This is a genomic window from Pedobacter sp. NJ-S-72 (assembly GCF_053890575.1).
Genome location: NZ_CM132681.1, coordinates 2,270,490 through 2,283,285, shown reverse-complemented (window position 1 = coordinate 2,283,285; position 12,796 = coordinate 2,270,490). Strand labels below are relative to the sequence as shown.

The following is a 12,796-nucleotide window of genomic DNA, read 5'->3' as shown; positions in this document are numbered from 1 at the left end:
AACCATTTGACGCTCATATAATTGCAACCCACAGATTCTTTATCATTCCTTTTTTCTTTTTTTATGCATTGACATTATGTAAATAGTTTTTTTTACATTGTGTTTTTAATCTATAAAAATTGTAATAGATATGGACCGGAATAGGGGGATTAGCAGATACAATTTTCTACTAATAAATATTCAGGATTAGCGTAACATAATAATATCCCGGTTTTAAAATTTTTATCACTCTATGCAGGTTAAAGAATTTACTTTCTTTTTATTTCAGCTTTCTACTAAAAGGTGCAATCTGCGTAATGCATTTCTTGTATTAATAATCCTTAATGTTTTATGTGCTAATGTTGTCTATGCACAACAATCGCTTGTTGTAACAGGAAAAATAACTGATGCGCAAACTGGTGAAGCCATTCCTTATGCCACTATATTTGTAAAGCTTAAAAATGGTACAGTGAGAGCTACGGCTTCAGATTTTGATGGATTGTATCATTTGGCTATCCCGCATGATATTGCCAATGATTTATTTATACAGCGTACGTCAGCTATTTACCGGGGAAGAAATTATTGCCTAAAGCACCTAAGACGATGGTCGATTTTCAGTTGGCAGTAAACGGCCGCATCCTGAACGGGGTTACAATTACTCCTAAAACGTATGTGAACCCGGCCTGGGAAATCATGGATAAACTGGTTAAAAATAAACCATTGAATGATCAGAAGTATTTAAAAAGTTATCAGTATCAAAGTTATAACCGTATCGAAATATCTGTTACGAATATCAGCGAAAAGATGAAGAAGAATAAGGTGATCAAACAGGTTTTGCCATTGATGGAAAACTTGCAGAAAATTGCCGGGGAAGAAGGAACACCAATTCTGCCTATATTTATGTCTGAAACGGTGTCTGATTACAAGTATACGACTAGCCCTGAACGAAAAACTGAACATGTGCTGCGTACTAAGGTAAGCGGGGTAGGGATCGAAGATGAAACATTGATTTCTCAATTGGTAGGCTCTACGTTTTTACAGTATAATTTTTATAATAACTTTCTTAAACTCGCTAATAAGGATTTTATATCGCCGACAAGTGATAACTGGAAGACCCATTATAACTATGAGCTGATTGATTCCTATGATAAAATAAATGGCAGAGAATGCTATAAAATTGAGTTCAAACCCAAAAGATCGCATGATCTCGCATTTGATGGGGTGATGTGGATTACACGCGATAGTTATGCTTTATATCAGATTGATTGTAAGGTCTCACAGGATGCAAATCTGAACTTTTTAAATAAGATCAGAATCCAGCAGGCCATGGTGCAAGCTCCGGGGACTACTAACTGGTTACCGGGACAAACCCGTATTGTAGTCAATGTGGGGACAACTCAGAAAAAATTATCAGGTTTTATTGCAAAATTTTATCTGTCTAATAAAAATATTGAAGTCAATAAAGATTACCCGGTTGCTGATTTTAAAGAAAGCCTGGTGATGAGCAATGATGTCAATAAGAAAGATGATCAGTACTGATTAAAAACCGTGCAGACTCACTGACTGCTGCGGATAAGGCAGTGTATAAAATGATAGATACTGTTAAAAAAAACTGCCTTTGGTTAAAACTTATGCGGATATAGCAGGAATGCTGATCAATGGTTATTATAAGGTTGGCAAGGTAAGTTTTGGGCCATACCCTTATACTTATAGCTACAATGATTTGGAGGGAAATGTACTCAGGGTAGGGGCAACTACAAATCCAGCTTTTAGTGATAAACTAATTCTTAGTGGCTTTTTAAGTTATGGTTTCAGAGATGAACGGTTTAAATACAATGCGGCTGTAGATTATATCTTTTCCCGTAAACCATGGGTACAGGCAGGGGTTTCCTATCAGCATGATATCGGGCAGACAGGTTATCAGTTCGAAAATTTCATTAATAAGGCTAATAATGTATTTATGGCTTCTATCAGGAATGGCAGGGTGATCAGAAGGGGGCCGTTTACACAGAATATATCTCAGGCTTACATTCAGACCCGATATTACGCCAACGATAAGAGGTAAGCTGACTTTATCTCATCGTACATTTGATCCGTTATTTAATTTTCATTACCATGATCAGACAGATCAGCGAACATATAACCGGTATGAAGTTTCTGAAATAGGTACAGAGATCCAATGGACACCCGGAAGACGTTTGCTGGAATCATCTAAAATTAATAAAAGATTGATTATCGGTAACGGGAATAGTAACCCGATCCTGACTTTCAGATATATCAGAGGTACAAAAGCTTTATGTGGTGATTTTAATTATAATAAATTCTATTTTAATATTAGCCAGAGACCACGTTTGGGGATTTTTGGAGTAGGCGATTATTCTCTTACTGCCGGATTTATTCCAAGTGCGTTGCCTTATCCTTTACTGGAAAATCACAGGTATAGTTTTAACACGATGCGTTTTATGGAATTTACCAGCGACAGATTCGTGTCACTGAACTATACGCAACATATGGAAGGGTTGATTACCAATAGTATTCCTCTTTTAAAATCATTAAATGTGCGTACTGTGGCTGTTTTAAATGTATTGCAGGGAAGTCTTTCAAACAAAAATAATGAGGCTTTTGTAAGAGGCAGATCGAATCTGAACCGCAGTTTAAATAATGTTCCTTATGTGGAAGTTGGTTATGGAGTCGAAAATATCTTTAAATTTATACGTATTGATTTCTTACATCGTCTAACACAAAGAGATCATTTAAGCGAACCTGGTGAACCACCTTCTAATTTTGCAATAAGAACAACACTACAATTCAGGTTGTAAATTATTGATTTTTCCCCAGTTTGAAAGAGATTGGATTACCTGATCCAGTGATCTGCCTATTGGCGATAGTTCATAGCTATATAATTTGCTTTTCACAGCAGATTCTTTTTTGATAATCAGTCCGCTTTTTTCCAGTTCTTTCAATTGTAAAGCTAATACGCGTTCAGTAATCACAGGAAGTTGTGTTTTTAACTCTGAAAACCTTTTATTGCCTTCACCTAATTTTACTAATAGGGTGAGTTTCCAGCGGCCGCTGAGAATTGATAAAGTATAAGCTGCATCACATAGTCCATGCAATGTTTTTGCGTTGATATAATTAGTTGAGGTGATCTTTTTCATTGGATGAAGAGGTTTATGTTTTCGCTTACAATTTTGTAAGTTCATTGTTGTGGGTACCTCCATCTGTAAATTTGTCAATAAATTCTTAAATTATGGCAACATCCAAAAATGATATCGGGTTATCTGGTTTACATCATATTGCAATCAGGGCAGAAGATTTTGATCAGACGGTCGGTTTTTATACCGAAATCCTTGGGTATAAAATTGGTCACACCTGGTCATTACCTGAGTTCAATCTTAAACGGGCCGCTATGTTAAAATCGCCCGATGGCCTCAGCTATATTGAAGTATATGACCGTGCAGCTGATATTCCTGCACAGGGAAGAAAAAAACAGGAGCAGGAGGAATTTGTTCAAACAGCATTATTGCACATCTGCCTGACTGTAAAAGATTCAAAAAAAGCTTATGAAATGGCTCTTGAAGGTGGGGCAACATCCTGCCATGCACCGATGGTACTACATCTTGGTCATCCTGCTGTTACGGTGCACAATTCATTGGTTTACAGCCCAAATGGTGAAGTGATAGAGTTTTTGGAACGCGTGGATTTTTAATGGTTATATTGATAAGAGTGAATGGAATTCACTCTTATCAAATTAGCTTAAGTACTGAAGTACATCATCAATGTTTTTATCAGGCGGAAAAACCGGATAAAAATGTTTAGCGATGATTCCGTTTTCAAAGATTAGGGTAACACGTTTCAAGAATTTAAGATCCCCTAAAGTATGAAGAGGTAAATTTAATGCCTTCGTAAAAGCCAGATTTTCATCACTTAGTAATTCAAATGGAAGATGCAGCCGCTCTTTCGATTCAATTTGATCAGTTGTTGATTGTGTGCTCATTCCATAAACCTGTGTATTCAGTTGTTGTAACTCCTGATAATGATCACGGAAAGAACAAGCTTGGGGAGTGCAGCCCCTGGCTCCGGGAATGGCATCCCAGCCTTCGGGAAGGGGAATATGTTCAGGTCCGGTCATTGGGTAACAGTAAATCACCAGACGCCCTTGAATCTCAGAAAGGTCTATCAATTTTCTATTTGTCGCTTTTAGAGTAAGGCCTGGAATTGCTAACCCTGGTAAATGCTCACAGGCTCCGTCATCAGCAGGAATTGGTAAATCAGGAGGGAGGATTTCTAAATTATTCATAATCTAGTTAAGTGGAATCTCAAATAAGCTGAAAGAACCATGTTTATAATGTGCGGGCAGACTGCTTACATCCTCTAGCTGCGTGACACCCAGATAGTTAAAGCCACAGCTGATGTAGTAGTTATTTAGTTTATCATTACCGCTTCCTGTGTCTATTCTGATAAAATCACGTTGATTATCTTTTGCAAATTCACTAGCCCAAGCAATAATGTGTTTTACATATGAATTACCTCTCAGTAAAGGATTAGTAGCGATGCGGTGAATATAAACAGCAGGATCTTTATCTTTCTCTTTCCAGATCGCAGGGTCTTTATGTGCAATACAGAAAGTACAGGCAAGTTCTCCGTCTACTGTTATTTTATAGTGTCTTTTTTCTTCAATTTCTTTTTCAATAAGAGATCTTTCGAATCCTTGCCAATACAATCCGGCCCCCATATTTTTCTGATGTGTGGTTGCCTGATCATAAAGATTGAAGATTGCGTCAATGTCTTTTGGAGTACTATTGGTTATTTCCATAAGTAAATGTTCTTTCTGCGGATATTTCTGTATAAATGAATCTTATTAATTAAGACAAAGTTAAGTTAAATATAGTTGTGAAAGCAGATGCAGTTTTGATATATTTGACCATAGCAGTTGTGGATTATGGAAAATAAATCAGCACAGAAGTATCATCTGTATCAAAAGATAGCGAGAGGTTTGGAACAGCAAATTAAGAATAATGTTCTGGCCATAGGGGATAACTTCCCTCGCTTCGTGAGTTCTGCAAAATTTATGGCACAAGCCAGACTACTGCTATTAAAGTATACTATGAACTGGAAAGCAAGGGGCTTATTGAAACACGGCCTAAATCCGGTTACTTTATAAGCGGGTCATTAAAAAGAATTCCTGAGCTGCCTAAAACAAGTCAGCCAGACCCTGAGAGCGGTAATATTGTGATCGAAGAGCTACTGGAAAAGGTATATAGTAATCCCGCTCCAATTAACATTACACTTGCTCATGCTGTTGTAGCTGATGAATTATTACCCATTGCCAAATTGAATAAAGGATTGATTCTGGCGATGCGGGAATTGAAAGGAAGCGGTACCGCTTATGGGGAAATCCAGGGAAATGAAAAATTAAGAAAGCAAATCGCTAGGCACACTTTCAATATGCCCGATTTAAGCCATGAAAATATTATTACCACAGCAGGTTGTATTAATGCAATTGCGTATGCAATGATGGCTTTAGGAAAACCTGGGGGGATACGATAGCCGTAGAAAGCCCGGTATATTTTGGCGTTTTACAATTGGCCAGAAGTCTTGGTTTGAAGGTATTGGAGCTGCCAACACATCCGCAAACAGGAATAGAAATTGATGCACTAAAAAAAGCATTAGAGGCTAATAAGATAAATTTATGTTTACTGGTCAGTAATTTTAGTAATCCATTAGGTAGTCTGATGCCGGATGAGCATAAAAAAGAAGTAGTCAGACTTATCCAAAAATATAATATTCCATTGATAGAGGATGACATCTATGGAGATATATATTTTGGTGCCAACAGGCCGAGTACCTGTAAAGGTTTTGATGAAAGTGGATTAGTGCTCTGGTGCAGTTCTATTTCTAAGACGCTCGCACCCGGTTATCGTGTAGGCTGGTTATCACCTGGAAAGTTTAAATCTGAAATTTTAAGACTGAAATTGTTTCACTCTATTGCTTCTACAAGCATTACGCAGGAAGTTATTGCCAATTTTTTAGAAACCGGCCCTATGAACATCATTTACGTAAACTCAGAAATATTTTGCATACAAATAGCTTGCAATATATCCGGGCTATTAATGATTATTTTCCACAAGGGACAAAAGTCAGCCGCCCACAGGGAGGTATGGTTTTATGGGTTGAGTTTGATAAAAAGGTTGACACTATCAAACTATATGATCTCGCTATTAAAAAAGGGGTTAGTATAGCACCAGGAAGGCTTTTTACGCTTCAAAATCAATTTTCTCATTGTATGCGGTTAAATTATGGTACGCCCTGGAATGACCGGTTGGATAAAGGATTAAAAGATTTAGCTGCTATAGCGACTCAATTACATACTTAAAATACATATATTGTAAATGACATTTCAATGACATCTAAAGTGTTTTAGTATACGTTTGTATATCTACAATCTGACCTATATTCTGATGAAATTTTTTAAAGTTTATTTTCTATTTGGTAAAGCCCATTCGTCTGAACAGATACATATTAGCAATTTTAGTGCAGCAGAACGAAATTGCACAGATACAGGAGAACTTAAATGGTTAATCGTGTTTGCTGAAAACGAGGATATGGCTATAGAATTAGCTGCAAAGGGCTATGAGGCTGCAAGTGTAGCCAGATTTAAGTGTTCCCAGGATTTTTTGAGAGATCATTTGAGAGATCATTTGAGAGATTTTGTAGCTTAAATAATATGGCGCAGCCCTATCTGGGGTGAACCATATCATTGTTTTATCTATTCCAGTTCAAAAATTGCCTGAATTTCTACAGATGAATTCATTGGTAACGAAGAGGCACCTACGGTTGCCCTGGTATGCATTCCTTTTTCACCAAATAGCTGTACCAAAAGATTGGAGGCTTCGTTCATCAGTACAGCATGTTTTGTATAACCAGCCGGAGTATAAAAATAACCGGTTAATTGTACTGCTTGTTTTACATTGTCTAAATCTCCTCCTGCTGCTTCTTTTAAAACCGCAAGAACATTTAATATGGTCTGACGGGTTGCTAATTTAGCTTCTTCTTCTGTAACTTCTTTTTCGATTAACCCCGGGTGATCTACTTTACCATTGTTTATTGCAATCTGATTGATGAAAACCTGTTTGCCAGAGATCCGGTAAGGTTTATAGTTGCCAACCGGAGCAGGTACTTTAGGCAGAATGATATTCAGTTCTTTTAATTTGGTCTCTATGTTACTTGTTTGCTGTACTTCTTTTGACGCTGAAGATATTTGTTCGCCCGGACCAGCAATTTTTTGCCCGCCTGAATGATCAGTTGTTAACTGATAACCTTTGGCGGCTTTAGCTAAAGCATAACCTTGTAATCTGGCGATATGCAGCTCACCTTTTGAAGGTCTTTCACTGTGTGGGATGCCTGCAAGCGAAGAAGCTCCAAATGCAGTATTTCCCTGAGGGATAGACTTATCTATTTCGCTTGTTCCCATAATTCCGGTTGGTACAATCATCATTCCGTGTATAGCTAATGTATTCCAGAATGATAATATCGCTGCTTCTCTGCCTGCTCCGCTGCCCGATGACATAAATACGGTTGCAGGTTTTCCTTCTAGTTTGCGGGATGTCCAGATATTTACAGACTGATCAAGAAAATAACGCATATCAGCACTCATATTACCGAAATGTACAGCAGATCCAAAAGCTATGCCATCGTAATCTGGCAATTCATTGATGTTTGCATAAGATACAGCAGCGAATGGCTGTTTAGCTTCATTTTCCAATGGTTTAATTCTTGGAACCTGTTTTAATATAGCTTTAGCACCCGGGAAATCCTCAATTCCGGCGGCAATTTCCTTAGCCATTTTATAAGTTCCACCATTTACAGTATTAAAGAGTACCAGTACTTTTACAGTTGAATGTTCATCTTTCATTTTGCTTTGTGCTTTTAAAAATGAAGCGCTAAACATGCATAACATAATAAGGAGGCTTGTTTTTATACGCATTAAATTTATTGAATTCATGTTATATTTATTTTATGGATTATTGATTACAAAGGTATGAAAGCCTGATGTCTTTAAATATCTATATTTGCCAATAGCATGTTATAATACGACAAATGGAGAGATCAAGGTTCTGCCACTTAACGGTTGATAGTGTACAAAAAGAGGCCTATGTATGGCACGAAGCTGATTGGAAGTTTTCTGACGAATGGCATTCTCACCATATGGGACAACTTATTTTTGTAGAAAAGGGTGTCCAATATTTGCATACTCCGGACAGAACTTATTTATTGCCTACCCATCATTGTGCATGGATACCGCCAGGACTTTTGCATAAAACGTCTGCGCCTGTAAGCCCTGTATATCTGCGCTGTATATTTTTAAGCAAAACAGCAGATAACAAGTTTTTTAAGGAACTGAATATCTTTCATACACCAAGGGTTTTAAGAGAAATGATACTTTTTACAGAACAATGGTCAAGACTCGAGGAGGAAGACGCACTGGAATTTGATTTCCTGAAAGCATTGATAGGTATACTTCCTTTAACATTTGATACTTCTTTACCGCTTGTGTTACCTGTTCCTCGAAATCCAAGGATTGCGAGTATGATTGATTATTTGACAGAGAATGTAGCTAATGACATAAAAATACCTGATGTTGCGGCTAATTTCAATCTTTCTGCACGTACTATGGAGCGGCTGTTTAAGCAGGATATTGGAATAACTGTTGCTGGTTATATCAAATTATATAAAATCATTAAAGCAGTTGAACTGCTCTCAATTTCCGGAGAAAATGTTAAAAGTGTAGCTATAAAAGTGGGATATGATAGTGTCTCTACATTTAGTAATACGTTTTTCAACGTATTGGGGGTGAGACCACAGGAGATGATTGTAACATAAGAATAACGCAGATTCCTAATGTGTAGGCAAGCATGTCTATCCAGCTAAAACTATTACCTAAAATTAGTGGAGCTATTTTTGAATCATCCAGGTTTAAATGATGAATCAGGTTGAAATATTGAGATGCTTCGAGAAGATAGGAGAATAATAGAACTGATATAGCTACTGGTCTGGCCGGAGCGTTCAAGAATGTTCTGATCAGGCAATAGAGAAAGATAACGATGAGAAAATCGCCTGCATATGGACGGATAATCTGGTCATGTGCATATAGTGCTATAAGGACTTCGGTAATAAATAACAAGAGGGTAAGCCCGAAGTAGTATTTGTTAAAACTAAACATATTTAGAAGGATTTGAGATTAAAGGAGGCCGGCAAAGGCCTCCTTATTTTAGAAGAATTGTTTTTATTCTTTTAAGTTGAAGACTCTGTTTTGTTATTTCTGTGTTGTTTCAGTCAGTTCTGACGTAACTGACTCTTCTGGTTCTGCTAATGGGTTTCTGTTCCAGTCAATTTTTGCAGACAGGAACATCAGGGCAGCTACAATAATGAACAAACCAATACTTCCGAAAAGTAAAGCAAGGTCTTGCAGCTGGATAATCACATAGATAAATCCATAAAAAATAGTCAGGATAACAACAAATATCATTGCTGGTTTTTTTGTTTTCAATAAGGCTGCAATGAAGGAGCCTATCAGCGCAACAGTTGCAACAGAGGCGATCAAATACGCAATGTTAAAACCAACCCGTTCACTAAATGATAATAGAAGAGTATAATAAATAATCATTGCTGCACCTATCAATACGTACTGCAAAAGATGTACTTTTCTTTTGTTCAGCAGCTCTGTAAAGAACAGCGAAATAAAGGTTAGCATAATGATCAGAATTGAATATTTGCCAGAGCGCATAGTTTTTTGATACTGATCTACGGGAAGTATAAACTGAACACCGAAAGCGCCTTCTCTTGAAGAATTTTGAACCAGGGTTTCAACATCAGTTTCTCTGGATGCAGTTTTATTCTTTGAAGGAGCAGTGACCAGGGTTGAGTTTTCGTCTATCCATTGTTGAGAGAAAGGTCTGTTGAAATATGGCATTTTCCATGTCGCATTAAATGCGGTAGCTGATACGTTACGCTGTTCGGGAAGATAACGTCCCGTAAATTTCGGATTGCCCCATGTTCCTTCAATTTTTACAGTTGTGCTTTTTCCAATATGCAGAAAGTTGAGTTCATTACTGCCTCGTAAATCAAGATCAAAGCTGAAATCAAGTGCTGTGTTTTTAATCGCACTCAAATCTGGCTGAATAATCAGGTTATTTGTAAATAAGGAAAGTGTGGTGAAATCGGGTTCAACTGCGTAATCCTTATTAGCCAGTTTGATCACCGGGTTGTTTTTCAGACCTTTTAAATCACTTAGCCCAATATCTACTTTTGCTTTATCCCATTGTACCATATCGGGGTTGATACCCGATTTTCTTAATTCAAGAGCACTGAACTTACCATTGACTTTAATTTTGGAGTTATAAACTACTGCATCAAATATCCCGCGATGGAGCAGCTGCGGCTCGGCTTTGCCCACTATATTTAAAGTTTCAGGCATGATGTAAATATTGGTTAAAACTTCTTTAGCGGTCACTTTTCCTGCACTGTCTTTATGGTTGACTGTGTCTTATAGGGGATGACTAAAATTGGGCCTTCTACCAATTGGCTACCAGACCATTTATCTGATATTTCATTGTTAACCTCTTGCTGTCTGGCCTGTCGCTCAACGATCAGGTTCTGTATCAGGCTCGAGGGTATGAGCAGGAGCAGGGTTAAAATGCCTATAAGACATAATTTGACTATTACCGATTCTGAGAACCAGGTTCTGAATCCATTTTGCTGTGGTTGTTGTTGATTGTTCATATTAGCTATTTAAAAGTACTTTGAATTTCAAAGTATAAGTAGAAAAAAAATATTATGTCTTTTGTTGTTTAATTAAATTTTCAAGTGCCTCAAGGTGTTTTTTAAATGCAATAATCCCTTTTGCCGAAGCAGTGTATTGGGTATTGGGTTTACGGCCAATAAAACTTTTATTGACTGTAATATATTCTTCTTTTTCCAAAGCTTTTAGGTGGGAGGCAAGATTCCCGTCTGTTGCATTCAGCAGCTCTTTCAAAGCATTAAAATCATAATAATCATTGGCAGCCAGTACGCTCATAATCTGTAGGCGCAACCGGTTTTCAAAGGCTTTATCGAAAGATTCTAAAGAGATTTTCATCAGTATAATAATTGTTTTTTTTTCGTGGTGTTTAAGTTTTTAATGGTTCTCAAGAGCACTACGTGGTTTTATCGGTGATGAAGCTATCATGTGCTACCCAATTTTGTTTTTCACTAGCTCTTATTTTGAATTTGTGTTCAGGAACTCGCTAAAAGCTCGGTTCATTTCGGTTAGTGTTCTGCTGCACATGATGGTTTCACTGGTTGTATTTAAAGTGCATGATTGAACCATAAAGAATATGCAGAATGCTAAAACCAACTGTCCAGAAGACTATGCCATATCCGGGAAGTAATGCTGCAACTAAACCAAGAGCAATTTCGCAGAAGCCAAGCCACTTCACATCCGATAGTGTATAATGACTTGCAGCAATGAGTGCAAGGCCATAAAAGATCAGACAGACAGGCAGATGCTATAATTCCGTAATCACCGCGTATCAATAGGATTAATATGAATAATCCTCCTGTCAATAGGGGAATAGCCATATTGACTAAAAGACGTTTACTTACCGGGTTCCAGAATTTCTCTCCTTTTTTACGCGCCTGGCGGATAGTTAACCAGATTCCTGTAACCAGTGAAAAAACCAGAACAAGTGCTGCGATCAGGGCTAATTGCCACAAAACTTCTGGCTGACTGATATAACTGCTTCTGTATTGCAGACCACCGTGGTCATTGTAAACTATTTTGTAGCCTATAAAGGAACCAATCAGTGCGTATATCCCAGCCATGATTCCTGATAAACCACTTAGTGAAATAAACTTGCTGGAGCGTTCCATCAGGTTACGAATAGAACTGAGCTCTGAATAAATATCTTTTTCTTGCATTTTAAAAGAACTTTGAATTACAAAGTAAAACATAAAGATTTAATTCTGCAAGAATTATTTGATTGTATCTTTTGAAAAGCTATAAAATAAGGATGATCGATTTGAAATTCTGTATATAAACGGTTAAATTTAGCAGGTAATCAATTAGAAAGACAAGACATATGAACCGATTTCTTTGTTTAATTTTTATAGGTGTTTCTTCTTCATGTCTTGCACAGGAAGCTTCAAAGCCAGTTAAGTTTTTTGATCCGGTCAAAGTACCTTCAGCTAAGGGGTATAGCCAGGCAGTAGAAATTGATCTTGGGCCGAGTAAAATGATTATGCTTTCGGGGCAGGTTCCTTTAAATCAAGCCGGTGAGCTGGTGGGAAATAATGATCTGTCTAAACAGGCTGAACAGGTTTTTGTAAATATCAGACACATCGTTGAAGCGGCGGGTGGCTCAATGAATGATATTGTGAAGCTTAATTATTATATGATCAATGTTTCAGAGATAAAGCTCTTGCGGGAAGTCAGGGATAAATTCATTAATATCAAAACTCCTCCGACAAGCACACTTGTTCAGGTTAGCAAACTTTTCAGAGATGATATCCTGATTGAGATAGAAGCTACAGTAGTTATTCCGAAAAATAAATAGCCTGTTATCGTTAATGTATATTAATAAATTGATACTCTTTTAATACAAAGAGTATCAATTTCATGAATTATTATTTATTAGGAGTGAATACCCATAAATCATCAAAATAGCTTCCATTTTTTCCGGTTGCAATATAACCTTTGCCATCTATTCCAAAACCAATTGCAGATTCACGAGAGACACCACCAAGATCCTGATGTTGTTCCCAAAGATCTATCGTAGAA

Annotated in this window: 18 protein-coding genes and 1 pseudogene; 11 read left to right on the top strand and 8 right to left on the bottom strand. The window is 37.3% G+C overall.

The window, feature by feature from the left end; genetic code table 11:
• The first annotated feature begins 232 nt into the window (after window positions 1–232).
• The 4 genes from ACWYN3_RS15305 to ACWYN3_RS15290 all read left to right on the top strand — a co-directional run bounded on the left by ACWYN3_RS15305 (window position 233) and on the right by ACWYN3_RS15290 (window position 2,798).
• Window positions 233–607 carry a hypothetical protein gene (locus tag ACWYN3_RS15305; protein WP_456221913.1) on the top strand — a complete coding sequence of 125 codons (375 nt, stop codon included), beginning with the start codon at window positions 233–235 and terminating at the stop codon, window positions 605–607.
• Window positions 583–1,518, top strand: a complete 936-nt coding sequence (locus ACWYN3_RS15300; RefSeq protein WP_456221912.1) for a DUF5686 family protein — start codon at window positions 583–585, stop codon at window positions 1,516–1,518. The genes ACWYN3_RS15305 and ACWYN3_RS15300 overlap by 25 nt, the downstream gene beginning before the upstream one ends.
• 79 nt (window positions 1,519–1,597) lie before the next feature.
• Complete coding sequence (locus tag ACWYN3_RS15295; RefSeq protein ID WP_456221911.1) at window positions 1,598–2,044, top strand: hypothetical protein; 447 nt, start codon at window positions 1,598–1,600, stop codon at window positions 2,042–2,044.
• Window positions 1,992–2,798: a DUF5686 family protein gene (locus ACWYN3_RS15290; RefSeq protein ID WP_456223029.1), complete on the top strand. Its 807-nt coding sequence runs from the start codon at window positions 1,992–1,994 to the stop codon at window positions 2,796–2,798. The genes ACWYN3_RS15295 and ACWYN3_RS15290 overlap by 53 nt, the downstream gene beginning before the upstream one ends.
• On the opposite strand, the gene ACWYN3_RS15285 is transcribed toward ACWYN3_RS15290, so the two are convergent.
• Window positions 2,781–3,137, bottom strand: a complete 357-nt coding sequence (locus ACWYN3_RS15285; protein ID WP_456221910.1) for a winged helix-turn-helix transcriptional regulator — start codon at window positions 3,135–3,137, stop codon at window positions 2,781–2,783. The genes ACWYN3_RS15290 and ACWYN3_RS15285 overlap by 18 nt on opposite strands.
• Window positions 3,138–3,229: 92 nt before the next feature.
• Between ACWYN3_RS15285 and ACWYN3_RS15280 the strand changes: the two genes are divergently transcribed.
• Window positions 3,230–3,688 carry a VOC family protein gene (locus ACWYN3_RS15280; RefSeq protein WP_456221909.1) on the top strand — a complete coding sequence of 153 codons (459 nt, stop codon included), beginning with the start codon at window positions 3,230–3,232 and terminating at the stop codon, window positions 3,686–3,688.
• 42 nt (window positions 3,689–3,730) lie between these two features.
• On the opposite strand, the gene ACWYN3_RS15275 is transcribed toward ACWYN3_RS15280, so the two are convergent.
• Complete coding sequence (locus tag ACWYN3_RS15275; RefSeq protein WP_456221908.1) at window positions 3,731–4,279, bottom strand: peroxiredoxin; 549 nt, start codon at window positions 4,277–4,279, stop codon at window positions 3,731–3,733.
• Between the two features lie 3 nt (window positions 4,280–4,282).
• Window positions 4,283–4,795 carry a GNAT family N-acetyltransferase gene (locus ACWYN3_RS15270; protein WP_456221907.1) on the bottom strand — a complete coding sequence of 171 codons (513 nt, stop codon included), beginning with the start codon at window positions 4,793–4,795 and terminating at the stop codon, window positions 4,283–4,285.
• Between the two features lie 126 nt (window positions 4,796–4,921).
• On the opposite strand from ACWYN3_RS15270, the gene ACWYN3_RS15265 reads away from it, so the two are divergent.
• From ACWYN3_RS15265 to ACWYN3_RS15250, 4 genes are all read left to right on the top strand, one after another.
• A complete protein-coding gene (locus ACWYN3_RS15265; protein WP_456221906.1) occupies window positions 4,922–5,143 on the top strand; it encodes a hypothetical protein in 222 nt (73 codons plus the stop codon).
• Between the two features lie 68 nt (window positions 5,144–5,211).
• Window positions 5,212–5,529 carry a hypothetical protein gene (locus ACWYN3_RS15260; RefSeq protein WP_456221905.1) on the top strand — a complete coding sequence of 106 codons (318 nt, stop codon included), beginning with the start codon at window positions 5,212–5,214 and terminating at the stop codon, window positions 5,527–5,529.
• A 35-nt stretch (window positions 5,530–5,564) separates the two neighbouring features.
• Entirely contained in the window at window positions 5,565–6,221 is a 657-nt protein-coding gene (locus ACWYN3_RS15255; RefSeq protein ID WP_456221904.1) for an aminotransferase class I/II-fold pyridoxal phosphate-dependent enzyme, read from the top strand.
• 219 nt (window positions 6,222–6,440) lie between these two features.
• The gene (locus ACWYN3_RS15250; RefSeq protein WP_456221903.1) at window positions 6,441–6,701 is read left to right on the top strand and encodes a hypothetical protein; all 261 of its coding nucleotides are present in this window, start codon (window positions 6,441–6,443) and stop codon (window positions 6,699–6,701) included.
• A 47-nt stretch (window positions 6,702–6,748) separates the two neighbouring features.
• Here the strand turns inward: ACWYN3_RS15250 and wrbA are convergent, their stop codons facing one another.
• Entirely contained in the window at window positions 6,749–7,894 is a 1,146-nt protein-coding gene (wrbA, locus tag ACWYN3_RS15245) for an NAD(P)H:quinone oxidoreductase (protein WP_456221902.1), read from the bottom strand.
• Window positions 7,895–8,079: 185 nt separating this feature from the next.
• On the opposite strand from wrbA, the gene ACWYN3_RS15240 reads away from it, so the two are divergent.
• Complete coding sequence (locus ACWYN3_RS15240; protein WP_456221901.1) at window positions 8,080–8,862, top strand: helix-turn-helix domain-containing protein; 783 nt, start codon at window positions 8,080–8,082, stop codon at window positions 8,860–8,862.
• Here the strand turns inward: ACWYN3_RS15240 and ACWYN3_RS15235 are convergent.
• The 4 genes and pseudogenes from ACWYN3_RS15235 to ACWYN3_RS15220 all read right to left on the bottom strand — a co-directional run bounded on the left by ACWYN3_RS15235 (window position 8,819) and on the right by ACWYN3_RS15220 (window position 11,937).
• Complete coding sequence (locus tag ACWYN3_RS15235) at window positions 8,819–9,202, bottom strand: ribosomal maturation YjgA family protein (RefSeq protein WP_456221900.1); 384 nt, start codon at window positions 9,200–9,202, stop codon at window positions 8,819–8,821. The genes ACWYN3_RS15240 and ACWYN3_RS15235 overlap by 44 nt on opposite strands.
• Before the next feature lie 93 nt (window positions 9,203–9,295).
• A pseudogene (gene creD / locus ACWYN3_RS15230) lies at window positions 9,296–10,761 on the bottom strand (cell envelope integrity protein CreD).
• A 52-nt stretch (window positions 10,762–10,813) separates the two neighbouring features.
• Window positions 10,814–11,116 (bottom strand): winged helix-turn-helix domain-containing protein, encoded by a 303-nt coding sequence (locus ACWYN3_RS15225; protein WP_456221899.1) that lies wholly within the window; start codon window positions 11,114–11,116, stop codon window positions 10,814–10,816.
• A gap of 248 nt (window positions 11,117–11,364) precedes the next feature.
• Window positions 11,365–11,937, bottom strand: a complete 573-nt coding sequence (locus ACWYN3_RS15220) for a hypothetical protein (protein WP_456221898.1) — start codon at window positions 11,935–11,937, stop codon at window positions 11,365–11,367.
• A gap of 161 nt (window positions 11,938–12,098) precedes the next feature.
• Between ACWYN3_RS15220 and ACWYN3_RS15215 the strand changes: the two genes are divergently transcribed.
• Window positions 12,099–12,572, top strand: coding sequence for a RidA family protein (locus ACWYN3_RS15215; protein ID WP_456221897.1), 474 nt, complete (start codon window positions 12,099–12,101; stop codon window positions 12,570–12,572).
• The last annotated feature ends 224 nt before the right edge of the window (window positions 12,573–12,796 follow it).

Bases quoted from the DNA above. Each gene is read 5' to 3' on its own strand.
- ACWYN3_RS15275 (WP_456221908.1), bottom strand. From the start codon at position 4,279: ATGAATAATTTAGAAATCCTCCCTCCTGATTTACCAATTCCTGCTGAT.
- ACWYN3_RS15225 (WP_456221899.1), bottom strand. From the start codon at position 11,116: ATGAAAATCTCTTTAGAATCTTTCGATAAAGCCTTTGAAAACCGGTTG.
- ACWYN3_RS15285 (WP_456221910.1), bottom strand. From the start codon at position 3,137: ATGAAAAAGATCACCTCAACTAATTATATCAACGCAAAAACATTGCAT.
- ACWYN3_RS15270 (WP_456221907.1), bottom strand. From the start codon at position 4,795: ATGGAAATAACCAATAGTACTCCAAAAGACATTGACGCAATCTTCAAT.
- ACWYN3_RS15220 (WP_456221898.1), bottom strand. From the start codon at position 11,937: ATGCAAGAAAAAGATATTTATTCAGAGCTCAGTTCTATTCGTAACCTG.
- ACWYN3_RS15300 (WP_456221912.1), top strand. From the start codon at position 583: ATGGTCGATTTTCAGTTGGCAGTAAACGGCCGCATCCTGAACGGGGTT.
- ACWYN3_RS15280 (WP_456221909.1), top strand. From the start codon at position 3,230: ATGGCAACATCCAAAAATGATATCGGGTTATCTGGTTTACATCATATT.
- ACWYN3_RS15250 (WP_456221903.1), top strand. From the start codon at position 6,441: ATGAAATTTTTTAAAGTTTATTTTCTATTTGGTAAAGCCCATTCGTCT.
- ACWYN3_RS15305 (WP_456221913.1), top strand. From the start codon at position 233: ATGCAGGTTAAAGAATTTACTTTCTTTTTATTTCAGCTTTCTACTAAA.
- ACWYN3_RS15265 (WP_456221906.1), top strand. From the start codon at position 4,922: ATGGAAAATAAATCAGCACAGAAGTATCATCTGTATCAAAAGATAGCG.
- ACWYN3_RS15240 (WP_456221901.1), top strand. From the start codon at position 8,080: ATGGAGAGATCAAGGTTCTGCCACTTAACGGTTGATAGTGTACAAAAA.
- ACWYN3_RS15215 (WP_456221897.1), top strand. From the start codon at position 12,099: ATGAACCGATTTCTTTGTTTAATTTTTATAGGTGTTTCTTCTTCATGT.
- ACWYN3_RS15235 (WP_456221900.1), bottom strand. From the start codon at position 9,202: ATGTTTAGTTTTAACAAATACTACTTCGGGCTTACCCTCTTGTTATTT.
- wrbA (WP_456221902.1), bottom strand. From the start codon at position 7,894: ATGAAAGATGAACATTCAACTGTAAAAGTACTGGTACTCTTTAATACT.